23 protein-coding genes are annotated in these 26,368 nt (G+C 60.3%); 13 read left to right on the top strand and 10 right to left on the bottom strand.

What is annotated here, in order from left to right; all coding sequences use genetic code 11:
- The first annotated feature begins 113 nt into the window (after window positions 1-113).
- The 6 genes from JNB91_RS17620 to JNB91_RS17595 are packed head-to-tail and all read left to right on the top strand — an operon-like array spanning window position 114 to window position 6,544.
- Entirely contained in the window at window positions 114-1,601 is a 1,488-nt protein-coding gene (locus JNB91_RS17620; protein WP_220326820.1) for an ABC transporter substrate-binding protein, read from the top strand.
- 6 nt (window positions 1,602-1,607) lie between these two features.
- Complete coding sequence (locus JNB91_RS17615) at window positions 1,608-2,447, top strand: ABC transporter permease (protein WP_183820775.1); 840 nt, start codon at window positions 1,608-1,610, stop codon at window positions 2,445-2,447.
- 3 nt (window positions 2,448-2,450) lie between these two features.
- A complete protein-coding gene (locus JNB91_RS17610) occupies window positions 2,451-3,371 on the top strand; it encodes an ABC transporter permease (protein ID WP_220326819.1) in 921 nt (306 codons plus the stop codon).
- Window positions 3,368-4,717, top strand: coding sequence for a M20/M25/M40 family metallo-hydrolase (locus JNB91_RS17605; RefSeq protein WP_220326818.1), 1,350 nt, complete (start codon window positions 3,368-3,370; stop codon window positions 4,715-4,717). Before JNB91_RS17610 ends, JNB91_RS17605 begins: the two co-directional genes overlap by 4 nt.
- Entirely contained in the window at window positions 4,714-5,697 is a 984-nt protein-coding gene (locus tag JNB91_RS17600; protein ID WP_220326817.1) for a hypothetical protein, read from the top strand. Before JNB91_RS17605 ends, JNB91_RS17600 begins: the two co-directional genes overlap by 4 nt.
- A 25-nt stretch (window positions 5,698-5,722) precedes the next feature.
- Window positions 5,723-6,544: a sulfurtransferase gene (locus tag JNB91_RS17595; protein WP_220326816.1), complete on the top strand. Its 822-nt coding sequence runs from the start codon at window positions 5,723-5,725 to the stop codon at window positions 6,542-6,544.
- 49 nt (window positions 6,545-6,593) lie between these two features.
- Here JNB91_RS17595 and JNB91_RS17590 read toward each other — a convergent pair whose 3' ends face one another.
- Together JNB91_RS17590 and JNB91_RS17585 are read right to left on the bottom strand one after the other, a co-directional pair.
- Entirely contained in the window at window positions 6,594-7,295 is a 702-nt protein-coding gene (locus JNB91_RS17590) for an SDR family NAD(P)-dependent oxidoreductase (protein WP_220326815.1), read from the bottom strand.
- A 24-nt stretch (window positions 7,296-7,319) separates the two neighbouring features.
- On the bottom strand, window positions 7,320-9,164 hold the full coding sequence (locus tag JNB91_RS17585) for an ABC transporter ATP-binding protein (protein ID WP_220326814.1): 1,845 nt from the start codon (window positions 9,162-9,164) through the stop codon (window positions 7,320-7,322).
- 173 nt (window positions 9,165-9,337) lie between these two features.
- Here JNB91_RS17585 and JNB91_RS17580 point away from each other — a divergent pair, with 173 nt between their 5' ends.
- Window positions 9,338-10,342, top strand: a complete 1,005-nt coding sequence (locus tag JNB91_RS17580) for a 1-aminocyclopropane-1-carboxylate deaminase/D-cysteine desulfhydrase (protein WP_220326813.1) — start codon at window positions 9,338-9,340, stop codon at window positions 10,340-10,342.
- Between the two features lie 125 nt (window positions 10,343-10,467).
- On the opposite strand, the gene JNB91_RS17575 is transcribed toward JNB91_RS17580, so the two are convergent.
- The 5 genes from JNB91_RS17575 to JNB91_RS17555 all read right to left on the bottom strand — a co-directional run bounded on the left by JNB91_RS17575 (window position 10,468) and on the right by JNB91_RS17555 (window position 17,078).
- Complete coding sequence (locus JNB91_RS17575; RefSeq protein WP_220326812.1) at window positions 10,468-11,790, bottom strand: NAD(P)/FAD-dependent oxidoreductase; 1,323 nt, start codon at window positions 11,788-11,790, stop codon at window positions 10,468-10,470.
- Window positions 11,791-11,820: 30 nt separating this feature from the next.
- Entirely contained in the window at window positions 11,821-13,653 is a 1,833-nt protein-coding gene (locus JNB91_RS17570) for an ABC transporter ATP-binding protein (protein ID WP_220326811.1), read from the bottom strand.
- Window positions 13,653-14,471 carry an ABC transporter permease gene (locus JNB91_RS17565; protein WP_223218238.1) on the bottom strand — a complete coding sequence of 273 codons (819 nt, stop codon included), beginning with the start codon at window positions 14,469-14,471 and terminating at the stop codon, window positions 13,653-13,655. The genes JNB91_RS17570 and JNB91_RS17565 overlap by 1 nt, the downstream gene beginning before the upstream one ends.
- 11 nt (window positions 14,472-14,482) lie before the next feature.
- Window positions 14,483-15,430, bottom strand: a complete 948-nt coding sequence (locus tag JNB91_RS17560) for an ABC transporter permease (protein ID WP_220326809.1) — start codon at window positions 15,428-15,430, stop codon at window positions 14,483-14,485.
- A gap of 118 nt (window positions 15,431-15,548) precedes the next feature.
- Window positions 15,549-17,078 carry an ABC transporter substrate-binding protein gene (locus JNB91_RS17555; protein WP_220326808.1) on the bottom strand — a complete coding sequence of 510 codons (1,530 nt, stop codon included), beginning with the start codon at window positions 17,076-17,078 and terminating at the stop codon, window positions 15,549-15,551.
- 452 nt (window positions 17,079-17,530) lie between these two features.
- Here JNB91_RS17555 and JNB91_RS17550 point away from each other — a divergent pair, with 452 nt between their 5' ends.
- The 5 genes from JNB91_RS17550 (at window position 17,531) to JNB91_RS17530 (ending at window position 22,896) form a co-directional block, all read left to right on the top strand.
- Window positions 17,531-19,582, top strand: coding sequence for a hydantoinase/oxoprolinase family protein (locus JNB91_RS17550; RefSeq protein ID WP_220326807.1), 2,052 nt, complete (start codon window positions 17,531-17,533; stop codon window positions 19,580-19,582).
- On the top strand, window positions 19,582-21,222 hold the full coding sequence (locus tag JNB91_RS17545; protein ID WP_220326806.1) for a hydantoinase B/oxoprolinase family protein: 1,641 nt from the start codon (window positions 19,582-19,584) through the stop codon (window positions 21,220-21,222). The genes JNB91_RS17550 and JNB91_RS17545 overlap by 1 nt, the downstream gene beginning before the upstream one ends.
- Before the next feature lie 160 nt (window positions 21,223-21,382).
- Window positions 21,383-22,096, top strand: a complete 714-nt coding sequence (locus JNB91_RS17540) for an IclR family transcriptional regulator (RefSeq protein ID WP_220326805.1) — start codon at window positions 21,383-21,385, stop codon at window positions 22,094-22,096.
- Window positions 22,097-22,267: 171 nt separating this feature from the next.
- On the top strand, window positions 22,268-22,396 hold the full coding sequence (locus JNB91_RS31185) for a hypothetical protein (protein ID WP_262928013.1): 129 nt from the start codon (window positions 22,268-22,270) through the stop codon (window positions 22,394-22,396).
- 77 nt (window positions 22,397-22,473) lie between these two features.
- Window positions 22,474-22,896 carry a hypothetical protein gene (locus JNB91_RS17530; RefSeq protein WP_223218237.1) on the top strand — a complete coding sequence of 141 codons (423 nt, stop codon included), beginning with the start codon at window positions 22,474-22,476 and terminating at the stop codon, window positions 22,894-22,896.
- On the opposite strand, the gene JNB91_RS17525 is transcribed toward JNB91_RS17530, so the two are convergent.
- Window positions 22,830-24,049, bottom strand: a protein-coding gene (locus JNB91_RS17525; RefSeq protein ID WP_220326804.1) for an IS3 family transposase whose coding sequence is annotated in 2 segments (ribosomal slippage) — window positions 22,830-23,710 and window positions 23,710-24,049 — 1,221 coding nt in all. Because the reading frame shifts where the segments join, the coding sequence is not laid out codon by codon here. The two genes, JNB91_RS17530 and JNB91_RS17525, sit on opposite strands and share 67 nt — an antisense overlap.
- Window positions 24,050-24,168: 119 nt before the next feature.
- Between JNB91_RS17525 and JNB91_RS17520 the strand changes: the two genes are divergently transcribed.
- On the top strand, window positions 24,169-24,489 hold the full coding sequence (locus JNB91_RS17520; protein ID WP_220326930.1) for a hypothetical protein: 321 nt from the start codon (window positions 24,169-24,171) through the stop codon (window positions 24,487-24,489).
- Between the two features lie 14 nt (window positions 24,490-24,503).
- Here JNB91_RS17520 and JNB91_RS17515 read toward each other — a convergent pair whose 3' ends face one another.
- Together JNB91_RS17515 and JNB91_RS17510 are read right to left on the bottom strand one after the other, a co-directional pair.
- A complete protein-coding gene (locus JNB91_RS17515) occupies window positions 24,504-25,589 on the bottom strand; it encodes a Gfo/Idh/MocA family protein (protein ID WP_220326803.1) in 1,086 nt (361 codons plus the stop codon).
- A gap of 12 nt (window positions 25,590-25,601) precedes the next feature.
- Window positions 25,602-26,306, bottom strand: coding sequence for a GntR family transcriptional regulator (locus JNB91_RS17510; protein ID WP_220326802.1), 705 nt, complete (start codon window positions 26,304-26,306; stop codon window positions 25,602-25,604).
- Window positions 26,307-26,368 lie beyond the last annotated feature (62 nt).

Here is a 26,368-nt window from a genome sequence, read left to right as displayed (position 1 = left end):
CATATCTTGCCCACACAGAATATATCATATATCTTAGCATATAATAATAGCCCCCCCTGACGAATACATTGTCAGGATATCAGATACCAACTCCAGAGGAAGTGAAGGCCCCCATGAAAAGACTTGCTGCCATTGCGCTCGCTGCATCCATGCTGCTGCCAATCTCCACGGCCATCGCTTCGGCGGCCGATATTGTCGTTGGTCGCGGCGCCTCGACCACCGCGATGGACCCCGGCTTCCTCAGGGAGAGCGCCACGATCGTCGACAACATCTTCGACACGCTGGTTATGCGCGACAAGGAAATGAAGCTGGTCCCAGGCCTTGCTACGTCCTGGACAGCGATCGACGACACGACCTGGGAATTCGAGCTGCGCGACGGCGTGAAGTTCCACAATGGTGAAGCGATGGATGCAGAAGCGGTCAAGTTCACCATCGACCGCGTTATCGATCCTGCAGCCAAGTCTCCGACCGTATCCTATATCCGCACGGTCGAAAGCGTCGAAGTCGTCGATCCGCTGACCGTCCGCATCAAGACCAAAGGTGCCGATCCGCTACTGCCCACCCGCATGAGCCGCTATCCGGCCTATATCGTGCCGCCGAAATACGTGAAGGAAGTCGGCAACGACGTCTTCGCCCGCAAGCCGGTCGGCACCGGCCCTTACAAATTCGTTGAATTCGTTCCTGACCAGCACGTCATTCTTGAAGCCAACAAGGATTACTGGCGCGGGGCTCCGTCGATCGACAAGGTGACCTGGCGCGCCATCCCGGATGGCACGGCCCGCATCACCGCGCTTCTGACCGGCGAAGTCGACCTGATCGAAAACGTCCCCGTCGATATCGCTCCGATGGTCAAGGACAGCCCGGATACAGATCTCGTCCAGGTCAAGAATGGCGGCCTCACCATCTATCTCGGCCTCGTGATGAACGAAAAGCCGCTGGATAACGTCAAAGTCCGCCAGGCACTCAACATGGCGATCGACCGCCAGTCGATCGTCACCAACATCCTGCAGGGCATGGCATCGCCGCGCGGCACGCAGGTCGGCGCCGCCGACTTCGGCTACAAGGATCTGCCCGTCACGCCATACGACCCGGCAAAGGCAAAGGCCCTGCTGGCCGAAGCCGGCCTGCCGAACGGCTTCTCGATCAAGATGCAGTCCACCCATCGCTACATGAAGGACAGCGAAGTCGCCCAGGCGATTGCCCAGCAATTCGGCGATATCGGCGTCAAGATCGATCAGGAAGTGCTCGACTGGTCCGTCTACACCCAGCAGGTTCCGCGCAAGGGCCCGATCTTCATGCTCGGCTGGGGCTCCACCCAGACTCTCGATGCGGATGCCGCCGTCTACGCCATCTTCAAGACCGGAGAGCCCTATTCGACAGCTTCCATTCCGGAACTCGACAAGCTGCTCGATGAAAGCCGCTCGATCGTCGATCCGGCAAAGCGCGAAGCTGTCCTTGCAGAGATCCAGGATCTCGCCGCAGAGCAGGTGCCGGTCATACCGCTCTACCAGGAAGATGCCCTTTACGGTAAGGCTAAGTCGGTCACCTTCGAAGGACGTCCGGACGCCCGTATCCCGATCTTCGACATCAAGAAGCAGTAATCGCGCATGACACGGTTTTGGAATGTCAGGGACAACGCAGATGCGATATTTGCCACGTTCCTTCTGATCGCGGTTCTGGCGCTTTGCGTCCTCGTGCCCCTTCTCTGGCCGATCGACCCTGTGCGCGGAACCCTGACCGCGACATTCAAGCCACCGCTCTCCGTCATCGGCGGAGAGCTTCATCCTCTGGGAACAGACCAGCTCGGGCGGGATCTCCTCGCCCGTCTCGGGCTTGGAACGGCGATCTCGCTGTCGATCGTGCTTGCCGCCTCGGTCATCTCCGTTGTGCTCGGCACAACGCTCGGCATGATCGCCGGTTATTACCGCGGTTGGTTTGATATCATCATCATGCGCGCCGTCGACGTGCAGCTCGCCATCCCGTTCATTCTCCTGATCCTGCTCATCGTTGCCGTCATCGGCCCAAGCATGGGCAATCTCGTCGTCGTGCTCGGCGTGACAGGCTGGGCGGTCTTTGCCCGCGTCGCCCGCGCCAAGACGCTCGAAATCCGCGAGCTGGAATATATCGACGCCTCGCGTTCCATCGGCCTGTCCAACATGGTCATCATCTTCCGCCATGTCTTGCCCAATATTGTCGGGCCGATCACGGTGCTGATGACGCTCGATCTGCCGCGCCTCATCATCCTCGAAGCCTCCGTCGGCTTCCTCGGCCTTGGCGTGCAGCCGCCGACGCCAACGCTTGGCAACCTGATCGGCGAAGGCCGCTCCTTCATCCTGCTTGCCAACTGGCTGGTGCTCTATCCGGGCCTCGTCATCGGCGCGCTGGTGATCGGCTGCAATCTGATCGGTGACTGGCTCGTAAGACGTGCCGACAGCAGGAACGCATAAAACATGAAGACCTTGAGCTTTATCACCGGCCGCGCGCTTCAGGGCCTTGTCGTCATGTTCGGCGTCTCAGCCATTGTGTTCTTCGCGCTCTTCCTGACCGGCGACCCGGCAGCCCTGATGATGTCGCCCGAAGCTTCGCGCGAAGAGATCGAGGCTTTCCGTCAGGCGATGGGCTTCAACGATCCGATCTGGGTTCAGTATGGCCGGTTTCTGGCAAGTGCCGTGACCGGTGAACTCGGCATGTCACTGCGCTTCCAGCGTCCGGCACTCGATCTTCTGATCGAACGCTTGCCGGCAACAGCGCTTCTGGCCATGACCGCACTCGTCTGGAGTTCGCTCTTGGGCTTCCTGCTCGGCACGATCGCCGCCGTGCGCAAGAACAGCGCCATCGATTTCGCCATCCGGGTCATCTCGCTGCTCGGTCAGGCCATCCCGGTCTTCTGGCTGGCGCTGCTGCTGATCATCTTCTTTTCGCTGAAAATGCGCTGGCTGCCGTCGAGCGGCATCGGCTCGGCCTGGCACCTCATCATGCCGTCCATTGCGCTCGGTGCCTATTATCTCAGCGCCATCACGCGGCTGGTCAGAGCAAGCCTCATTGAGGTTCTGGGCGAAAACTACATCCGTACCGCCCGCGCCAAGGGCATCTCGTCCTGGCGGATCATCGTCCATCACGCACTGCGCAATGCGCTGATTCCGGTCATCACCGTGCAGGGCATGTATTTCGCCTCGCTGCTCGGTGGTGCGCTGGTGACGGAAATCATCTTCGCCTGGCCGGGCATCGGACGGCTGGCGGTCGAGGCAATCCAGAACCGCGACTTCCCCGTCGTTCAGGCGGTCGTTCTGTTTGCCGCAGCCGTCTTCGTCATCGTCAACTTCCTTGTCGATCTCGCCTATGTCTGGCTCAACCCGAGGATCAGACTGTGACTTCGGACGCCACTTTCGACGCAGCTCTGGACCTTACCCGGCAATGGTGCGCAATCCCGTCGGTTAAGGGCGATGAACGGCAGATCGCCCGGCAGGCGGATGCGGTCGTTGACTGGCTGAAGACCGAACTTGGTGCGACGATCGTCTCGGCGGCTTCCTCGAACGGCCGCCCCCCGTTCATCCACGCCCGTATCGATGTCGGCGCTGAAAAGACTGTCATCCTCTACAACATGTATGACGTCATGCCCGCTTCGCCGGAAGGCTGGTCGGTCCATCCGTTCAAGGGCGGCATCGTCGATCTCGAAGGCATCGGCGAAAGTTTTGTTGCCCGCGGGGCGGAAAACAACAAGGGGCCACTCGCCGGCATGCTTATCGCCGTCAAGGCGCTGGCAGATGCCGGAAAACTTCGCGTCAATGTCGAGATTCTCGTTGATGGCGAAGAGGAAAGCGGCAGCGGCGCGATACGCGATTATCTCGCCGCCCCGGATTGCCCGGTACGCAAAAGCGCGTCTGCGATCTTTCCCTCCTTCTGCGAATATGGCGGTGGCGCGCCGCGCGTCTATCTCGGCTTTTCCGGCATCGCCAAGGGCGAGGTGCGGGTCGAGGGCGGCGCATGGGGCGGCCCGAAAGCGGCCATCCATTCCAGCAACGCCCCGTGGATCGCCAATCCCGCAAGCAGGCTGGTCGAAGCCCTGTCTCTGATCGGCAAGCCGCCGACCGGCGAACTCGAAAAAATCGCGATCGACGCGGAAGCCGCCGGCATCGTCTCAGATCTGGCAAAAGCCTTCGACCCCGCCGCCGAACTGCGCTTCCGCAAGACGGAGGCTTTCTCTCTGGAAGGCGATGCGCAGACGCTTCTTGAGCACGTCCTGTCGACTGCATCCTTCAACATATCGAGCCTCGAAAGCATGCCGCTCGGCTCCGATGGCGTGATCCCGCATGGCGCGCGTGCCGCTTTCGAACTGCGCACACCGCCCTCGCTCAACCCGGCGGATTTCCTCGATCAATACCGGACGGCGCTCGGAAAGGCGCCAGGAGCGATCCTCACTGTTGCCGATAGCTATCCGGGCTTCCGTTTCCTCGCCGATGCGCCCGGCGTTTTGGCTCTCCTGAAAAGCTACGAGACCACCGCCAACGCCCCGCCGCAGATCTGGCCCTGGGCAATCGGCGCAGCACCCGCTTATGCATTTGCGCGCCATGCAAACTCCTTCCTGCTCGCCGGCGCCGGTCGCGGCGGCAATGCGCATGGCATCGATGAATTCATGACGCTTGAAGGCTTTCGACGCTTCATCCAGTCGATAACGCTCTGGCTCGAACACGTCGCAGACGAACCGGAGGCCGTGTGAGCACCATCCGCCATCTCTCTCGCAAGGATGCAATCGAGGCCGGTGCGCTGGATTGGGCGGCAGCGGTCGAGGATATCAAGGCCACGATCCGGCTTTTGCGCAGCGGCGAAGCCGGCATGGTCGCCGAAAGCGTCATGCCGCTCGGAGCCGACCCGCGCAACAAGGCCTATGGCCTGCCGGCCTTCGTCGGCGGAGCATTTAACGCGGCCGGTCTGAAATGGACCGTCCACCGCGCAGAACCGATCGGTGACCTGCCGAGCATCAGCAGCACGACCGTCATCAACCGCCTGTCGGATGGCGCACCGGTCGGCAGCGTCGAAAGCGCGCTCCTGACCTGCATGCGCACCGCAGCCGTCTCCGCAGCGGCGATCAACGCCCTTAAACCCGATGGCATCAGAACCGTTGCCCTGCTGGGAGGTGGCGCACATGCGCAGACCCATCTGGACATGCTGCTTGCCCTTTTCCCCGGCCTAGAAGCGATCCATCTCTGGAACCGCACACGATCAAACCTCGATCCCCTGATCGAACAGGCCGGGCAGATTTCCACCCGCATCCTCCGCCATTCCGATTGGCGTGATGCTCTGGCCGATGCGGATGTCGTCATCTGCTGCACGTCTTCACCGCAGCCGTTTCTGGACAGATCCGCCGTCCGGCCCGGTCGGTTGATCATGCAGATCGGCTTTCACGAAGTCATGTTCGAGACGATCGCGGCGACCGATCTCGTTACCGTCGACCTTTGGGGCGATTTTGCCGACAAGAGCGCCAAAAGCCTGTTCCAGATGTATCGCGTCGGTGAATTTTCGCCCGAGCGCGTTGCCGCCGACCTCCCGGCCCTACTGCTCGACGGCTGGCGACCACCGGCTGACGCATCGCTATATTTCTCCAGCTTCGGGCTCAACGTCTTCGACATCGCCTTTGCCGCGCGCGTGCTGGCCCGAGCGAACGACCTGAATATCGGCACTCTTCTGCCCTCCATCTGATACGCATTCCCGAAAGGATCCGGCCATGATCATCACCGCCGCCGAACTCATCAAGTTGCTGCCCGAAGGCCGCCTCGTACCAGTCGATGTACGCCCGGAAGCAGCATGGCGCGAAGCCAGTATTTCCGGTGCGGTGAGCCTCAATGTCTACGACTATTTCATTCCCGAAAGCGATGAGGCTGGCATAACCGGCATGGCCGCCGGCGCACGCGAAGCCTTTGATCGGCTGGGCCTCGGCGATGATCGCATCCCCGTGTTTTTCGAGGAACAGACCGGCATGATCTCCCCGCGCGGCCTCTGGTTCTATGAACTCGTGGGTCTCAAGGGCGGTCTCATCCTCGATGGTGGCATTCAGGCCTGGATGGAGGAAGGCGGCGAAACCGCACCGGGCACAGGAACGCCGGATGCGATCAGCCAGTCGGCAACCACGGGCCTGAGTTTTCACCGTGAACTCGTCGCCTCGACGGATGACGTACTGAACCACGCGGATCACAACGCCGATATCTTCGACGTCCGCCGCAAGACGGAATTCGAAGGTACATTCCACCACGCCTGCTGCGCCCGCCCGGGCCGCATCCCACATTCGCATTTCGCCTTCTACGAAGACGTGCTGAAGAACGGCAAATACCGCCCGGCCGAAGAAATCCGTCGGATCGCCGAAGAAGCCGGCCTGTCGCCGGATCGCGAGATTATCACCTATTGTCACCGCGGCGCACGCGCAGCGACTGCACTTTACGGCCTGAAACTCGCAGGTTTCGACAAGCTGAAAATCTATGTCGGCTCATGGCATGAATGGGCTGGCAATGCTGCCCTGCCGATCGAAATCGGTCCGGCCGAAGAGGTCTGACTAGCGCTAGGCCGGGCCGCATAAAGCGGCTCGGCAAACGACACCGGATTCAGTAACAGTCTTCGACGGTGTAATGGACTGGAATTTCGGCAATGCTCGCCGTCTTCGGCAGTTCGAGAACCATGTGCACGATCTTGGCAATGTCTTCCGGCTGCGTCAGCTCCGCACTGTCGCGGCTAGCCAGCGCATTGCCCATGTCGGTGGCGACAAAGCTCGGGCAGATGATCGTCGAACGAACACCATTCTCCTTGCCGCATTGGCGCAGGCCATGTCCGAGCGCCACCGCCGCAAATTTCGACATGGCATAAAGCCCGGAACCTGCGGATTTCACCCGCTTGCCGGAAAGCGAGGCGAGCGTCACGATCCGTCCGTTCGGCGCCTTTTCGAGATGCGGCCAGGCAAGCTGGCTGAGCCGCATCGGCGACTTCACGTTGACATTGAAAATCAGATCGAAATCGTCGTCGCCGGCCTCCAGCACAGTCTTCGGCGTCATGATCCCGGCATTATGCACCAGACCGTCGAGACGGCCGAAACGAGCGATCGTCTCCTCCATCCACGACCGTTCGCTCGCAGGATCGAGCGCATCGAAACGGCAGACAAGCGCGTTCGCATTGCGCTTGAACGATGAAGCTTCCGGGCTTCTGACCCCGAGGCTCACCGCCCAGCCCTCGGAAAGCAGCTTTTCCGCAATCGAGGCACCGATGCCTCGCGATGCGCCGCTGATCATTGCCACCCGGTTCGACACTGTCATTCTCACATTCCCTGCCAATTCACATCACGCCGCGGCATCGGCATTGCCCCACTCATCACCCCAGGACTGGACGAGATGCCCCGGCGAAACCTCGACATAATCCCGCTTCGGCGGAACATATGAGACCGGCCGGACCGGGCTCTTGATCTCTTCATTGCTCAAACCACGGCGAATGCCGCGACGGGCGGGATCCGGAATCGGAACGGCGGCCAAAAGCCGCTTTGTATAGGGATGCTGCGGGTTTTCGAAGATCGCCTGCCGCGGACCGATCTCGACGATCTCGCCGAGATACATCACGGCAACGCGATGGCTCATCCGCTCCACCACCGCCATATCGTGGGAAATGAACAGGTAGGAAAGCCCCATGCTTTCCTGCAGGTCGAGCATCAGGTTGATCACCTGCGCCTTGATCGACACGTCGAGCGCTGAAACCGCCTCATCCGCCACGATGATCTGCGGCGCCATGGCAAGCGCGCGGGCAATGCACAGGCGTTGCCGCTGGCCGCCGGAAAACTCGTGCGGAAAACGGCTGGCCATATCCGGCTGCAGGCCGACCTTCACCATCAGATCCGCTACCCGATCGCGGGCATCACTCTTGCCGGATGCAATCTTATGCGCCAGCAGCGGTTCAGCCACCGCATCACCGACCTGAATGCGCGGATTGAGGCTGGCGAACGGGTCCTGAAAGATCATCTGAATATGCCGGCGCATGGCGCGCATCTCGTCGCCCGTCAGGCCGAGTATCTCCTTGCCGTCTAGCTTCACCGAGCCGGACGTCGCGTCCTGCAAACGGATGATCGTGCGGCCTGTCGTCGATTTTCCGCAGCCGGATTCACCCACCAGCGCCAGCGTTTCCCCGGCCTTCAGATCGAAGGAGACGTTCTCGACCGCATGCACGCGGCCCGATGTGGAGCCAAGAAACCCGCTTCCGATATCGAAACGCGTCATCAGATCGCGAACCTGCAGAAGCGGCACCGGCTCGGCAGACACGGTGTCTTCCACCTGTGGCATCGCAACCGGTACGCCCGTATCGACATCCACCAGCGGGAACCGGGCCGGACTTGCTTCGCCCTTCATCGAGCCGAGCTTCGGCACGGCGGAGAGAAGCGCCTTGGTATATCCCCGCTGCGGCTCGGCAAAAATCTGTTCGGTCTCACCGCGCTCGATCGCCTCGCCCTTGTACATGACGAGCGTGCGATTGGCGATTTCGGCAACCACGCCCATGTCATGGGTAATGAAGAGAACGGCCATGCCTTCCTCTTCCTGCAACAGCTTGATCAGTTCGAGGATCTGGGCCTGGATCGTCACGTCGAGTGCCGTCGTCGGCTCGTCGGCGATCAGCAGTTTCGGGCGGCAGGCGAGCGCCATGGCGATCATGATGCGCTGGCGCATGCCGCCGGACATCTGATGCGGATATTCTTCGAGACGCTTGGCAGCGGAAGGAATGCGGACCTTCTCCAAGAGGCCGCGCGTCTCTTTCATCGCGTCCGTCAGGGAAAGGCCGCGATGCGCAACCAGCACTTCGGAAATCTGGTCGCCGATCGTCAGCGACGGATTGAGGCTCGTCATCGGCTCCTGAAAGATCATTGCGATCCGGTCACCGCGCACGTCGCGCATTTTGCGCTCCGGCAGCGTCGTCAGCTCCTGGCCCTCAAGCTTAACAGACCCTTCGATCCGGCAGGTCTCGGGCGCATAGAGCCGCATGATCGACATGGCCGTGACGCTCTTGCCGGAACCGGATTCGCCCACCAGCGCCAGGGTTTCACCCGCATGGATATCGAAGGACACGTCGCGCACGACGGGAAGCCAGACACCCTTGCGACGGAAGGAGGTTTTCAGGCCCGACACGGTCATCAATGGTGCGCTCATGGACGGGTCCTTTTTCTCCGAAATTCGGGTCCGGTGCAATAATTTGCCTCTTTATATTGCATGCCACAAATGAAAGCATCTTGCCAGTATCGATATAGGATATATTATATATCTATTGATCATTGCCGGTCGTGCACGACCCGCTGCACCCCGTGATTCAAAAGGAAATCTGCATGAAACTCGAAGCGATCCCTAGGCTCTCCCTCGGCTATCTGCCGACGCCGATCGAGAAGATGGAGCGCCTGAGCGCCGAGCTTGGAATTACGCTTTCGGTCAAGCGGGACGACTTCACCGGATTCGGCGGTGGCGGCAACAAGGTGCGCAAGCTCGAATACCTGATGGCCGATGCCGTCGCGCAGGGCGTCAAGGTGCTCATCACCACGGGCGGCCACCAGTCGAACCATGCCCGCATGACGGCTGCTGCTGCCCGCAAATATGGCATGAAGCCCATTCTCGTTCTGCGCGGCAACCGCCCCGATCTCTTCCAGGGCAATCTCCTGCTCGATCATCTCTTCGGTGCCGAAATCGACTTCCTCGATCCCGATGCCTATTTCACCGAGATCAACCCACGCATGTCCCATCACGCTGCTGAAGCCGAGGCGCGTGGCGAGAAGGCCTATATCATCCCGCTTGGCGGCGCGAGCGCACTCGGCGCCATGGGTTATGTCAACGCGGTCAAGGAACTCTCCGAACAATATGCCGCCGCCGGCACGCCCGCTCCGCGCTATCTCGTTGCTCCGGTCGGCTCCGGCGGCACGCTTGCCGGCCTGCATATCGGCTGCTCGCTCTATTGGCCGGAAACGGAAGTCGTCGGCATCGCCGTCACCGGCAGCGCCGTCCCGTTCAGTGAGCGTATCGCCGTCATGGCCAATGCCGGCGCAGAACTGCTCGACCTCGAAAAGCGCTGGACCGCTGACGATATCCGCATCGAAAACGATTATATCGGCCCCGGCTACTCCATTCCGTCGGATGCCGGTAATGCCGCGATCAAGCTCGCCGGCAATCGCGAAGGCATGCTTCTCGATCCCGTCTACACCGGCAAGGCCTTCGCCGGAATTATCGGTTGCGTTGAAAAGGGCAGCATCGCGAAGGGCAGCTCCGTTCTCTTCATCCATTGCGGCGGCTCCCCTGCCCTCTTCCCCTATGCCGGCCTGCTGACCAGCGATCTCGCCGGATAAATCATCGTCTCGGCGAAACGGATTGTGAAAGCCGGACACCCCTCCCCAACTAACCTCCCATATTGCCCGAACGGCTATGGGAGGACTTTTTTTTGCCCTGACGGGAGAGAAGGACCGTCCGTTTCTTAAGCGGCAATCGCCAGCTTTGGGCGAAGTCTCGAAATGTGGAAGGGCGCGGGGTCTACAAGCGTATCGCCGCCCATGACGATATCGGCCATCAGATGGCCCGCACCCGGCCCGATGCCAAAACCGTGGCCGGAAAAACCGGAGGCGATGAAGAAGCCCGGCGTCGAGGGCACGTCGCTGATCACTGGAACGGCATCCGGCGTCACATCCATCATGCCCGCCCATTCGTTGACGACACGCGCTTTGGCGAAGGCCGGATAGGCACGCGCCAGATTGGCAAGTGCCTTGCGGTTGAAGGATTTCGTCGGCAGCGGATCAAGCGTGCGGATCGTCTCGAAGGCCGTCTTATCGTCCAGCTGCCAGCGCCTCGGCATCACCAGCTCATCGACGAAGGATTTGCCGACACGCAGTTTCAGCTCCCGCCATGTCTGCACAAAGGACGGCATATATTCGAAGAACAGCCGAAAGCTGTCCGGCACGATATTGGCGATATTGGCATTGCGCAGCGCCACCGAATAATCACCATCCAGACGTTTTCTGTAGGCGAAATCACCGGCGCCGACCGGCATGTCGGAAATGCCCTCAATACCGGTGACGCGGGCAACCGTACCCATCACCTTCAGCTGCGGAAAATCGATGCCCATATTGCCGGCAAACAGCCGCGACCAGACACCACCCGCCAGCACCACCGACGAGCAGGTGATCCGGCCACGTTCTGTCACGACAGCGGAGATTTTTCCCGCCGAGCGCTCGACACCACGCGCCGCACATTGCGTCAGAATGTGAGCGCCGGCGCGTCTCGCCGCATTCGCCATGGCAACCGTCGCCAATGCCGGCTCGGCGCGTCCATCACTCGGGGTGTGAAGACCGCCGATCAACCCGCCCGACGATCCCGGCAGCAGCGCCTCGGTCTGCGCACCGGTCAGCATTTCGGAGTTCAGCCCGTAAGCCTTGCCCTTTTCATACCAGCCGCCCCAGATCTCCATGTCGCGCTTGTTGTAGCAGAGATAGGTGATCCCGGTGCGCCGCCAGCCGGTTTCCTCGCCGGTGCGCTCGTTCATCTGCGACCACAAACGCAGGCTTGCCATGGTCAGCGGAATTTCCGCCGGATCGCGGCCCATCTGGCGTGTCCAGCCCCAGTTGCGCGCCGATTGCTCGCCGCCGATCACGCCCTTTTCGACCACCGCGACGGAGACGCCGCGCTCCGCCAGCGTCAGCGCCGTGTTGATACCGATAATGCCACCGCCGATGACGACAACATCGGCATGTGCCGGCAGTTCGGCATCGCCTTGAAAAGGAGAAACGGGAATGGAGAGTGACATGGCCTTTGCCTCAATTGTCTATGCGAAAATTCAAGCCGCCCATTCCGGGCCGGCATCCTGCACCAGATGGCCCGGCGACACTTCGCGGTAGGTCCGTGCAGGTGGCACGTAGTCTCCGGGCCGCACCGGGCTGCGGATTTCGCTGTCGGTTATCTTGTGGCGATCGCGCCGCCGCGACGGATCGGGCACCGGAACGGCCTCTATGAGACGGCGCGTATAGGGATGAACAGGATTGGAAAAGATCGCTGCCCGTGGCCCGATCTCGACGATTTCGCCGAGATACATCACTGCCACCCGGTGGCTGATCCGCTCGACCACGGCCATGTCGTGGCTGATGAAGATGAAGCCGAGCTGCATCTCCTGCTGCAGTTCCAAGAGCAAGTTTACCACCTGCGCCTTCACCGAAACGTCGAGCGCCGACACGGCCTCGTCGGCAATGATCACGCTCGGCTTCAGAGCCAGCGTACGGGCAACGCAGATACGCTGCCGCTGGCCGCCGGAAAATTCATGCGGATAGCGTTTTGCAATCTCCGGCGAGAGACCAACGCGTGTCAGCAGCGAAGCGGCAATCTCGTCCTGCTCCTTTTCGCTCGCCAGCTTGTGGATGCGCAACGGCTCGGTGATCGCCCGACCGACCGTCAGGCGCGGATTGAGGCTGGCGAACGGATCCTGAAAGATCATCTGCACCGAGCGGCTGAGCGATTGCCGTGTGTCTTGGCGCATCGGCTTGCCGCAGATCTCCACCTTGCCCGCCGTCGGATGTAAGAGACCGGTGATCAGCTTGCCGGTCGTGGATTTGCCGCTGCCGGACTCCCCGACGATCGCCAGTGTTTCCCCGCGCGCAAGCGTCAGGCTGACATTCTCGACCGCATGGACACGCGCGGTAACCTTGCCAAAAATCGTCTGCTGCACCGGGAAACGAACCGACAGGTCCTTCACATCGAGCAGGATTTCCGACGTATCGACGGTGGATTTCAACACCGAAGCCTCGGCGGCAAGGCCGGTATTGATATCGTAGATGGCAAAGGGCTGCGGATCGCTTGAGCCGCTCATCGATCCCAGCTGCGGCACGGCGGAAAGCAGCGCCTTGGTATAGGGATGGCGGGCATTGGCGAAGATTTCGGTCGTCGTCCCCTCTTCCACCACATCGCCGCGATACATCACCACCATGCGGTCGGCGACTTCGGCCACCACGCCCATGTCGTGGGTGATGAAGAGAACGGCCATGCCTTCTTCTTCCTGCAACTCCTTGATCAGGTTCAGCACCTGCGCCTGGATCGTCACGTCGAGTGCCGTCGTCGGCTCATCGGCAATCAGCAGCGCCGGCTTGCAGGCAAGCGCGATGGCGATCATCACACGCTGGCGCATGCCGCCGGAAAACTGGTGCGGATATTCACTGTAACGACGCGCGGCGGACGGAATATGCACCTTTTCCATCAGCCGGATCGCCTCGACCTTGGCCTCCGACTTGGAAATGCCGCGATGGGCGATGATGGATTCGGCAATCTGCTCGCCGATGCACATGGTCGGGTTGAGCGACGTCATCGGCTCCTGAAAGATCATGGCGATCTCGTTGCCGCGCAGCGCCTTCAGGTCTTTCGGCGAAAGGGAGAGTAGCTCTTTGTCTCCGAGCCGGATCGAGCCCTCGATCCGCGTCGACTGCTGCGGCAAAAGGCCTAGCAACGACAGGGCGGTGACGCTCTTGCCCGAACCGGATTCACCGACGATCGCGACGGTCTCGCCCGGCGCAATATCGAAGCCGAGGCTGCGCACGACCGAGGTCCATCCATCCTTGTTGCGGAAGGAGATGTTGAGGTCAGAAATCGACAGGCCGGGCTTGGTTGCGGTTTCGGATATTGACATCACTGCCCCCTGATCTTGCTGGATTTCGGATCGAGCCTGTCACGCAAGTCGTCGCAGAAGGCATTGAGAATGAGGATCATCGCCGTCAGTGCAGCACAGGGCCAGACAAGCAACATCGGCGCCTGCGCCAGCGTCGCGCGGCCCGTCCCGATCATCAGCCCGAGCGACGGGGCCGGCGGCAGCACGCCAAGCCCGAGGAAGGACAGGCCGGATTCCAGCACCACGGTCACAGCGACGGTGAACGAGAACTGGACGATCAGCGGACCGGCGATATTGGGCAGGATGGTGGAAAACATCACCCGCGCATTGCTCGCCCCCATGCTGCGCACGGCCTCGACATAGTCCTGCGAGCGGACGGAAAGCACGCTGGCATGGGCGACACGGGTGAAACTCGGCACGAAGACGATCGCCAAAACCGGAATAAGCGTCACCGGTCCCGGACCGTAAAGCGTCACAGCCAGCATCGCGAGCAGCAGCGGCGGGAAACACAGTACGATGTCGATAAACCGCATCGCCAGCATTTCGGTCAGCCCGCGGGAATAGCCGGCCAGAACACCGAGCGCCGTACCGATGAAGCCCGCCAGAATGGCGGCGGCAAAGGCGACGATCAGCGAGTTTCGCAGCGCGAAGATTAGACGCACGAGAATGTCACGGCCAAACTCATCCTGACCGAACAGATGCTGAGCTGAGGGACCGGCAAAGCGGGCCGCGGTATCCATCGCAAGCGGATCCTGTAGCGGCAGAACCGGAGCGAGAAGACTGACGATGAGAAGCAGGGCCAGAAGATAGGCCGGGATCAGGCGTCGAGTGAATTTCAAGGAGGTTCCGGTCATTTGCGCACCCGCGGATCAGTCAGGCCGTAGAGAACATCGACCAAGAAATTGAGGCCGATGAAAAGCGCCGAGATCACCAGAATGACGCCGGTCACGGTCGGGTAGTCACGGGCATTGACGCCGCTGACCAGCATTCCCGACAGCCCAGGCCAGTTGAATACATATTCGACAAGTACCGTGCCGCCGAGCAGCGAACCGATCTGCAGCGCGAAAATGGTGATGACGGGAATCAGCGCATTGCGCAGGATGTGGTGGAGCACGATACGGCGATCGCCCAGACCCTTGGCTCGAGCGGTGCGCACGTAGTCGAGCGGCAGGACTTCCAGCGTAGAGGCGCGGGTGATCCGAAAAACGATCGCGGCAAGCCCGATACCGATCGAAAGCGACGGCATGAGTAGCAGCATCATGTGCCTGCCCGGCGCTTGCGAAAACGCCACGAAACCGCCCGCCGGCGTCAGCTTCAGCATCTGCGAGAAGACCAAGATGAGAAGCGTACCGAGCACGAAAACCGGAATGCCCTGGGCAAAACCCGCGACATAGGATGCCGCGCGATCGAACGACCTGCCTGTGTGAAGTGCAGCATAGATGCCGGCCGGAACTCCGATCACCAGACTGATCAGCGCCGCAAGCCCGATCAGTTCCAGCGTACGCGGCAGCCGTCGCGCGATTTCGGCAGACACAGAGCTGTCGTCAACCATCGAGCGCCCGAGATCGAAGGAGGCGAGGCCCTTCAGCTTCTCCACATACTGCTCGACGATCGGGCGGTTCAGCCCGAGGTCCTCGCGGATCATCTGGACCGTCGCCGGATCGGCCGAGCCGCCATCCTGCGACAGAAGCAGCTCGACGGGGTCACCGGGTACGAAGTGGATGGACATGAAGACCAGCGTCACGATCACCCATAACATGATCAGACTGGCAATCCCGCGTCTCAGAAACCAGAACATATAGCCCCTATTCTCTTTTCGTCACGGCACGGGCCGCCGCAATCATGCGGCCAGAGCCAATGCCATTACCGCTTCCGCCCAAGCCGGAAGGCAGGCGGAAGCGCTGGGGGAGATGGTGTCAGGCAAGCGCCAGCTTGTCGAACAGCGTTGCCGAGAAGGGCGACATCTGGTCCGGCAGCAGTTCGAGATTGCTGACAGTCTTGTTGCGCGCAAAGCCCGTCGCGCGATAAGCAAGACCGCAGAAGCTGGTATTGTCGCAGACGAGCTTGTCGACTTCGGCATAGAGCACGATGCGCTTGGCCTCGTCGCCTTCCTGGCGACCGCGCTGCAGCAGGTCGGAAAGGCCCGGCACCTCGAAATTGCGGCTGCGAAGGAAGGTTTGGGTCAGCGACGGATCGATGACGGTTGCCGCCGCATCCGGATCGAGCGTATCAATGCCGATGCCCTGAACCGCGAAATCGCCGACGCCGCGATTGCCCATCGTTACACGTGTTGCCCAGTCAGGCATGGTCAGGTTCACCTTGATGCCGATTTCGGCCAGATGCGACTGAACCAGGACGGCGATGCCGGAATGCATCGTGTATTGCGAGGTCGCCAGCAGCGAAACCTCAAGACCGTTCTCGTGACCGGCTTCCTTCAGCAGGGCCTTTGCCTTTGCCGGATCATAGGTCCAGTAATTGGCCAGTTCCTTGTTATAGTAAGGCGAGACCGACGGGCGCGGAACGCCGGAAAGCGGCGCGCCGCGGCCATAGAACACGGTGTTGACGATTTCCTCGCGGCGAATGCCGAAGGCAACCGCCTGGCGCAGCTTCGGATCCTTGAACACGCCCGAACCGTTGAAGCTCAGATACATGAACGCACCGGAAGCCATGGCGTCGAGCTTCAGATTGGAGTCCTTGTCGATCGTGTCCATCGCGCTCCACGGCACGTAGTCGATCAAGTCGACATCGCCTGCAGTGAGTGCCGCAACGCGCAGGTTCTCGTCCGCATAAGGGGTGATCTGAACATCCTTGAAGGAGGGCAGGCCTTCCTTGAAGTAATGTTCCGATGCGGCGAGCGAAATACCGACGCCCTTTTCCGTGGAAACGATGGTGAAGGGTCCGGCACCGATGCCCTGTTCCTGTGCATCGGTGGAGCCGGCCGCAATAATGGCGAGGAAGGGATAAGCCATGACCGAGGGAATGGTTACGTCCGGCGCCTTGGTGACGAGCTTGAAATTGCGGTCGTCGACAATCTCGATCGAGGCAATCTGGGTCACCGGATCGCGCATATAGGCACCGGAGCCTTCGGCCGCGATCTTTTCCAGCGTCCACTTCACGTCGGCTGAAGTAACCGGCTGGCCGTTGGAAAACTTCACGTCCTTGAGCACGAATGCCCAGGTCAGGTCGTTTTCGCGCGTCCAGCTTTCCGCCAGTTCGCCGACCAGTTGCCCCTTAGCGTCATAGGTAACGAGGTTGCGGTTGATCAGGGCCGAAACGAGCTGGCCCGCATAGCCGACATTGATCCACGGGCGGAAATGCGACGGATAGGTGGAGAGGCCAACCCGCAATGTCTTGGCTGCCGGAGCAGCAAGAAGCTGACCGGGAAGTGCTGCGGCGGCGCTGGAGATAGCGAGATATTTCAGGAGATCTCGGCGATTAACAATCATAGCAGTTCCCTCTTTTATGATCTGTCTGTTTCTGGCTTCAAGGCGCGGCGCGCATGTCTTCATGCTTTCGCGGATGCCTTGCTATCAAGCATCGACCTGTCTTGCCGCGCTCCCTACATCATCCATTCCACCCGATGACGAAGCTGCGGCATTGAGAAAATCCGAAAGGCTTGCGGCCGATGGTTTCCGTTGGCTCAAGCTAAGGACCAGAAATGAAAATCGTCAAGCTCAATTCCAATAAAAGGGCCAAATAATTGCCACAGGTCCGATTATAGGAATAAGAAATCTCACTCACAGCTAGCAATCATCAAAAATCTCTGTATCATTCCTATAATCGGTCCACTGAATATTACATGGTCCATTTATTGGAATTTAGTTGACAGTTTTTTTCTTCGGTTCTTACATGAAGGCACCTCGGGGCAACACGGCCTCAAAACAAGAAGGGGAACTTCATGGTCTGGCGCATTGGCGTGGATTCCGGCGGTACGTTTACCGATGTATGTTTGTTTGAAGAGACCACCGGCGAGGTGAAGATCTGGAAAGTCTCCTCCACGCCGGACGATCCGTCCCGCGGCATCACGCAAGGCGTGGAAGAAGGTATTCGTGAAGTCGGCACCACCGCCGCAGACGTTGCCTTCCTCGGCCACGGCACGACTGTCGCCACCAACGCGCTCATCCAAGGCCGCGGCGTAGAAACAGGCCTTATCACCACCGACGGTTTCCGCGATCTTCTCGAAATCGGTCGCCAGAAGCGCCCTGACCTTTACGACATCCAGGCCGACAAGCCGGATACGCTGGTCAGCCGTGATCTGCGCATCGGCGTCAAGGAACGTGTGCTGTCGAATGGCGAAACCGAGACTTCGCTCGATGAGGAAGAATTCCGCGCTGCCGTTCGCGAGCTGAAGAAGGCCGGCGTCAAGTCGGTTGCCGTCTGCTTCCTCTACAGCTTCCTGAATTCCGAACACGAGGCGATCGCCGGCCGCATTCTCGAAGAAGAATTCCCGGAAGCCTTCTCCGCACTGTCACACAGAATAGCCCCGGAATTCCGCGAGTTCGAGCGCCTGTCGACCACGGTCGTCAATGCCTATCTCGGCCCGGTAATGAAGGGCTATGTTAATGCGCTCAGCGGCAAGCTGAAGAACCTCGGCATTTCCGTCGCCCCGCAGCTGACCCAGTCCAACGGCGGCGTCATCGGCTTTGATGCAGCAGCCGATCTTCCGGTCCGCACCGTACTTTCCGGCCCGAGCACCGGCGTGGTTGCCGCACAGGCGATCGGCCGCATGACCGGCATCGAGAACCTCATAACTTTCGACATGGGCGGCACGTCAAGCGACGTGGCGCTTTTGACCGGTGGCAAATGCCAGGTCGTCAACGAATCCGTCGTGCACGGTTATCCGATCAAGGCGCCGATGCTCGACATCCACACGGTCGGCGCCGGCGGCGGTTCGATCGCCTATGTTGATAATGGTGGCTTCCTCAAGGTCGGCCCGCGCAGCGCTGGCGCTAATCCCGGACCCTCCTGCTACGGTCTCGGCAACCCGGAACCGACGGTGACGGACGCCAACGTGCTTCTGCAGACGCAGAACCCGAAATACCTGCTCAACGGCCGCATGAAGATCGATCAGGAGCTTTCACGAGCAGCCATCCAGACGCTGGCCGACAAGCTCGGCATGGGCGTTCTGGAAACGGCAAACGGCATTCTCGATATCGTCGCCGCCAACATGGCCAAGGCCATCCGCGTGATCAGCGTCCAGCGCGGCCATGATCCGCGCGAATACACAATGGTCGCCTTCGGTGGTGCCGGCCCGGTTCACGCCGCGCGGCTTGCCAAAGAACTCGGCATGAAGCGTATCCTCATTCCCCGCACGCCCGGCGTGCTTTGCGCGCTCGGCCTGCTGATGACCGATCTGCGCACCGATTTCTCCTCCACCCAGCTGACCCGCCTCGACGAGGCAAGCGCTGACGGGATCGGTGAAATCTACGCAGCCCTCGAAGCCAAGGCCTATGCCTGGTTCGATAGCGAAGGCATTGCCCCGCAGGCACAGCAGATCTCCCGCACGGTCGACGTTCGTTACGCCGGCCAGAACTACGAGATCTCCGTCCCTGTCCCGGCAGGCGCGGTCACGACCGCAACCTTTGCAGCGATCGAGGAAGCCTTCCTGAACGCCCATCGCCAGCTTTACGGCTTCATCGCCGAAGGCGAGCCGGTACAGATGGTGACCTTCCGCCTCGCCGCCAGCGGGCTTGTCGAAAAGGCACAGTTCCAGCCGGCAGAAATCGAAGGCCCGGATTCATCTGCGGCGATCACCGGCTCGCGCGAAGTCTGGATGATGGAAGCCGGTGGCTTCGTCACCGCGACGCTTTATGACCGCGCCAAGCTGAAGGCCGGCAATGTCGTCCATGGCCCCGCGATCATCGACCAGATGGATACCACCAGCGTTGTGCCGATGGATACGACCGCGACCGTCGATGCCTATCTCAATCTCATGCTTGAGGCGAAGTGATGCTGAACGTCAATCAGGAACAAACCACGGCCATCAACCCGATTACCGTTGAAGTGATTGCCAGCGCATTTGCTTCGACCGTCGAGGAAATGGGCGAAGCGCTCGTCCGCGCCAGCTATTCCACCAACATCAAGGAACGTCGCGACTGCTCGACGGCTCTCTTCGATGCCAATGGCGCGATGCTTTGCCAGGCCGAACACATCCCCATGCATCTCGGCAGCTTCATCGGCTTCATCCCCTATGTGATGAAGACGCCGGGTCTGGAAAACATCAAGCCCGGCGACATCTTCATCGGCAACGATGCCTATGAAGGCGGTGGCACCCACCTGCCCGATATCGTCATGGCGTCGCCGATCTTCGTTGAGAACCGGCTTATGGCCTGGGCTATCAACACCGCCCATCATTCCGACTTCGCCGATCGCGGCCACGCGCATATCTATCAGGAAGGCCTGCGCATTCCGCCGGTCCGTCTCTACAGGGAAGGCGTATTGCAGGAGGATATCCAGCGCCTCTTCCTGCTCAACTGCCAGGTTCCGCATGAGCGCGTTTCCGACCTTCGCGCCCAGATGGCGGCAAACCGCCTCGGCATCACCCGCGTCAACGAACTCTGCGAGAAATACGGTCTCGACACGGTTTTGGCGGCAGGTGCGGAGCTGATGAACTATGCGGAGCGCAAGATGCGCCTCGGCATCGCCGCCATTCCCGACGGCACTTATTCCTTCAAGGATCGTTTTGACAGTGAATCGCTTGTCGGCGAACTGGAATTCGGCGTGACGATCGAAGTCCGGGGTGATGAAATGCATCTCGATTTCGTCAGCCCACCGCAGGTCCGCGCCGGCCTCAACGTCGTCTACACCGCGCTTCTGGCCACCGTCTACTATGCGGTAAAGTCGATCGTCGATCCGACGATCCTCCCGAATGCCGGCCTTGCCCGCCCGATCCATGTGACTGCGGAAGAAGGCAGCCTGCTGCGCTGCGGCCACCCGGCGGCCGTCGACGGGCGCATTACCGCCTGCCAGCGTGTCGTAGACCTGATCCACGGCGCCTTTGCCCAGGTGATCCCGCATCGGGTAACGGCCGCCTCCAACGGCTCTGTCGGCGTCGCAAGCTTCAACGGCACAAGGCCCGACAAGAGCCTGTGGGTCTATCTGGAAACCATCGGCGGCGGTTCCGGCGCCCGCTGCAACAAGGATGGTCTGGACGGCGTACACGTTCATATGACCAACACCTCCAACCTTCCCGTGGAAGCGCTGGAGAACGAATACCCGATCACGCTTCTCCGCTATGAACTGGTGGATGGATCCGGCGGTGCTGGCACGTTCCGCGGCGGCATGGGTCTTCGCCGTGTCTACCGGGCGCAGGCCGATTGCCGCGTGCAGGTCATGGGCTCGCGCCTGATCTCGGCCCCATGGGGCATCGATGGCGGTCTCGAAGGTGCACGCGGTTACTTCTCGCTTAACGGCAACCGCGACGTTTTCGTTGATGGTTCTGTCGACCTCAAGGCCGGCGATCTTCTCGAAATCGTCACGCCCGGCGCCGGTGGCTACGGAGCCCCCGCTGGCCGTGCAAAGACCGAGGTCGAACGTGATGTGCGTGAGGGACGCATGACCGCAGGCGAAGCAGCCTCGCTTTACAGCTGACCTCATCCCGGTTGCATTTCACCCGGATTTGACAAGCCGGGTGGAAACGTTTCACAGCTTGAACTCGTATCGGCCTGCACTGTCGATGACCGTGCAGGCCGATACATTGCCTTTGGAGGAGTTGGAATTGAGCGCGGAAAAGAAATCGTCGAGCAACGTCATGCGCGCGGCCGAGATCCTGATGGCGCTCGGTGATGCCAATCCGCCGGGGCTGACGCTGTCCGATCTCGCGACGCAACTAGACGATGCCAAATCCGCCGTCCACCGGGCGCTCGTCGCGCTCAGCCAGTTCGGCCTAGTCGAGCAATCAGGAAGGCGCGGCGCCTATCGCTTGGGGCCTGGCATCTATGCGCTGGCAAACAAGTCGCACAGCATCAATGACATGGTAAACTTCTATCGTCCGGCGCTGATCAGCATCAGCGCCGAGACGGGACTGTCGAGCTACCTCATGGTGCGCTCGGGGCTCGATTCCGTCTGTCTGGATTTCGCATTGGGCACCCTTCCCATGCAGGCCATGTTTGAAGGTGTTGGAGGCCGTCTCCCCCTCGGCGTCGGCCTCGGTGGCGTCTGCGTGCTGGCGCAGATGGAAGAAGCTGCCCGCGACAGGATCATCGAGATCAATGCCGAACGCTATGGGCAATGGGGTGTCGATGTCGATACGATCATGCAGGAAATCACCATGCTGAAGACGGAGGGCTACGTCTTCGGCACGAGAAAACATAGCGGCGGTGGCGAGATAAAGACGATCGCCTTTCCCGCCGAAAAAGCAAACACATTCAACAGCCAGGCCGCTATCTCGCTTCTTTTGCCAACAGACACAGATAGCTCCGACTTGAAGGCCTTGGTAAAAAGCTTACAAGTTCGTCTTGATTAGGGTTAGGCTAGCGGAACGTGTGTTCGTTTCGAACTCACTTCGGCGGGTTTGGCATAAGCAGACATGCGCCGCCGACCAAGAGTATGGAGCAGGACAAAAACGTAGCTCGGACCAGAAGACCCATTTTGGCGCTTCCTTCTTGGCCTGTGACACCGCGTTTCACTGGAAGAGGTGAGGGGCGAAGCGTCTGACCTGACGCTCAGGCAGATGGCGATCCTGTTGCAGATTGGGAGGATCTCGCCCAATGGTCGTCGTCTGTCGATCGGCATCTTCAGCAGCTGCTGGCAGAAGGATACCTGACCAAGCTATCGACCGGCGTCTATCACCGGCCGAAGCAGACCGCATTCGGCAAAGCCCCCGCCGAGGATGGCGCGCTCGTGTCGGCCTTACTGAAGGATGACCGTTACCTCGTCACCTCGCCCAATGCCTATAACAGTTTGGGTGTCGGCGCGACGCAGCTCTATAACAAGACCATCGTCTATAACCATAAGCGCCACGGCAACTTCATGCTGGGCGGCCGAGAGTTCGAGTTCCGCAAAAAGCCAGCCTTCCCCAAAACCCTGACCAAAGAATTCCTACTGGTCGACCTGGTCAACAATCTCGACCAGCTAGCCGAGGACCGCGATCAGGTGCTGGCGCGCGTGAAAGAACGTGCCCTGCAGGGCAATCACGGTGCCCTCGCCCGTGCCGCCAAGGATTACGGCTGGAGTTGCCCCTTAAAAACCGGACAGGATCAGGTTTCGGTTTGGCGGTTTAAGAACTCACGAGGCGAGCGATACCCCAATGCCTTGTGTGGGTGAAGGGCATTGTAGTGTTCGAACCATGAAGGCAGTTGCGCGATGACGGTTATGGCGTCCGGCAATGGGTTGACCGAAACATAATCGCGCTTGAAGGTTTTTACGAAGGCTTCGGCCATTCCGTTGGACTGGGGGCTTCGGACGGGTGTTGAACACGGCTCCATCCCGATATCCATGAGCAGCGACCTAGTGTCTTTTGCAATGAAGCAGGAGCCGTTGTCCGTCAACCATTCGATTGGCTTTGGAAGGGTGTTGACGAGACCGAAGCGGTTCTCAACAGCCGTGATGACAAGGTCCTGGACGTCCTCGCTCTTGATGCCCTCGGTGGTCGCGACATGGGCGATGGCCTCGCGATCACAGCAATCGAGAGCAAAGGCAACGCGCACCTTCTCCTTGTTGTCACAGCCGATTTCGAAGCCATCTGAACACCATCGCAGGTTCGATTGCTCCACAGCCACGCGACCATCGTGACGGCGGGTATCGATTGCACCGGTGTGGCGCTGAAGGAGCATGCCGTGAACCTTCATCACGCGGTAGACGCGCTTGGCATTCGGCCATAGGCGGTTTTCGTTGCGGGCTTTACGGCGCAGGATCGCGTGAACCCGGCGATACCCGTAGGTCGGCATGTCGTCGATGATCGTCTTGATCTCATCCACCAGTTCCTGATCGGCGAGCGGCGGCCGCCCTCGGGTTTTGGAAGGACGTTGCTTCACACGTTCCGCGATGTTGGATCGGGCGACACCCAAGGTCTCGCACACCGCCGTCATCGCGAACCGTCCTTCGGCAGCGAGAGCGAGCGCAACAGGTGTTTTTTTGACCCTGATGCTATCTCAAGCGCTTCTTTGAGGATTTCGCCTTCCATCGTCTTTTTGCCGAGGAGGCGCTGAAGCTCTTTCACCTGGTTCTGAAGTGCCCTGTATTCGGATGCCGGGACGACCTCTTCCTGCGATGCCGTCGCCGTCAGCGCACCTTGTGTCGCTAATTTGCGCCAGGCGAACAACTGGTTCGGCTGAATGCCATGCCGTCGCGCAACGATGCTGACCGTGACGTCAGGCTCGTAGGTCTCCTGGACTATCGCGAGCTTCTCCGCTGTCGACCAGCGACGGCGGCGCTCAGGGCCGGACAGCACTTCTATCTTAGATATGTGACTGGTCATAATGGGCACATTACTCCTAACACTTAACAAGTGGGAGATCGTGTCCGGGGATTTAGGGGGCCACTACAACGGCATGGTGCGCACCCGCAAATTCTTCAACGCTCTCGTAGCGGATGCGCATGCCAACTGATTTCCTGCATAACCATAAGGATTTCGGGGCACTCCTGCGCATCGTCGCGGAGGAGATGAAAGTTGCGCCGGTGCTGGATCAACTGGTACGCGCGCCAAAGGGACGGCTTGGTTGTCCGGTGCACGGTCTAGTCATATCGCAAATCCACAGCGGAACACAGGTCACAACTCAGACCGACGCCATTGCCGAGCGGCCTTTTGCCTTTGCTCTTGATAGGACTCGAACTATTGACCCATTCGCCAAAGTGGCTAAGCATCCGAAAATGTTACCCGAGGGTGTCTATACAACTCGGGTTATTCATCTCGCATGAATCTGTGCTTCAGATCAAAACTCCACGACCTGACCAGTCATAGCGGCTTTTTGTGCCGCTAACCCCATCGCCACGGCCCATCGCCCATCGTCCACCGTCACCTCTACGGGACCCTCCCCTCTTACCGCGCGAAGAAAACGCTGATGCTGGTAATAGGTCGATCCGTTATGGTCACCGGCGTCCAGAAGTGTCGGATCGACTGGAATGTCGATCGCACGCGGACCCTGCGGTTCGCGCGGCGAGACGATCACTTTGGCAACCGGCGGGCTCCCGAGATGCTGCGGCCAGAAACGCCCCGGCCCCGGCACCTTGCATTCGATCTTGCCGTTCGGCCCGATGGCCGAAATCTCCTCCTGATAGCGCGATCCTTCAGCGAACATGCACAGTTCCAGCATCGCCCGGGCACCGGAGGCAAAATCGACGATCGCGTACCCATGGTCCCAGATATCTGGCCGCAGACCGTCATACCGCTCGTCGGCATGGTTAACTGCCTGCCCACCGGATGCCATGATGCGCACCGGATCGGATTTCAGGATCAGCCGCATCAGATCGAAGAAATGGCAGCATTTTTCCACCATCGTGCCGCCAGTGCGTTCATTGAACCGGTTCCAGTCGCCCACCTTCTTCAGAAACGGAAAACGATGCTCGCGAATGGTCAGCATGCGAATGCCGCTGGTTGCGGCTTCAGCCTCCGCGATCAGCCGCGCCACCGGCGGCATGTAACGATATTCCATCGCCACCCAGATCGGCGCCGGGTAGTTTTCACGCAAGGTCTCGATGCGGGCCATGTCACCGGAGCTGGTGAACAGCGGTTTTTCCACCAGAACCGGCAGCGGCCGGATCGCCGCGATTTCCTCCAGTTGACCGAGATGGAAATGGTTGGGACTGGCGATCAGCAGGCAATCCAACGCCTCGACGGCCAGAAGCTCCTTGACCGATCCGACCAAACGCGCGTTTGGAGCAAGCTCGGCGGCGCGCGCTCTCATTCCCGGATCCGGCTCGAAAATCGCTACCACCTCCGCATCCGGTAGCAGCGCCAGATTGCGCAAATGCTCCTGCCCCATCATGCCGCAGCCGATCACGCCATAACGCACTGCCATCTCTCCTCCCGATTATTTCAGCCGCGACACATAGCGAGCGACCGAATGGTCGATCCATGTCCGCGAAACCTCCGCCCGTTTTCCGTCCTGCGCCTCGCTGATGCGGAGCACCTGCACCGCCGGGTCTCCCGCCCGACGGCCAAAATTTTCCGGTGCCCAGTCCGGCACCGTATCAAGACCGATCCGATCCTCCGCCTGCACGATCCAGAGACCGAGAGCCTCGCGATAATAGAGGTAAAGCGACTCCGACAGGTCTTCCGCGGCAATGGTTTCGACATAATCACCGTCGAGCCAGACCTCTTCCAGCGCCGCCACCTTGCCGGACAGTTTGCGGATACGGCGGATGCGGTGCGCCTCTCTTGACGAACCGAATGCCGGCAGATCGGCGGGTTTTGGCAAACGCCGCACATCCAGGATATCAGCAGTCGGCAGGCCGCCGCTCTCCAGCAATTCCAGCCGGAACATCGCGTAAATACTTTTCGGATCGCTGACGGCGCGCACGTAATTGCCAGAGCCCTGCACCCGCACCAGCATGCCTCGCGATTGCAGTTCCGCCAGCGCCTTGCGCAAGGTGCCGGTGGCGATGCCGATCCGTTCCGACATCTCCCGTTCCGGCGGCAGCTTTTCACCGTCGATCAGCCGGCCGCTGGCGATGTCACGGATCAGAAGTTCGGTGATCTGCAGCCAGATTGGCAGGCTGCCGGATGTCTGCTGCATGCCCCCTCCCGTCGCGCGCAGCCAAATTGATACACTATTGATTTACATCAATCGCAATGTTA

The organism is Aliirhizobium wenxiniae, assembly GCF_019511445.1.
In the GTDB taxonomy this organism is placed as follows: domain Bacteria; phylum Pseudomonadota; class Alphaproteobacteria; order Rhizobiales; family Rhizobiaceae; genus Neorhizobium; species Neorhizobium wenxiniae_A.
This window is presented reverse-complemented; position numbering and strand designations above follow the sequence as displayed.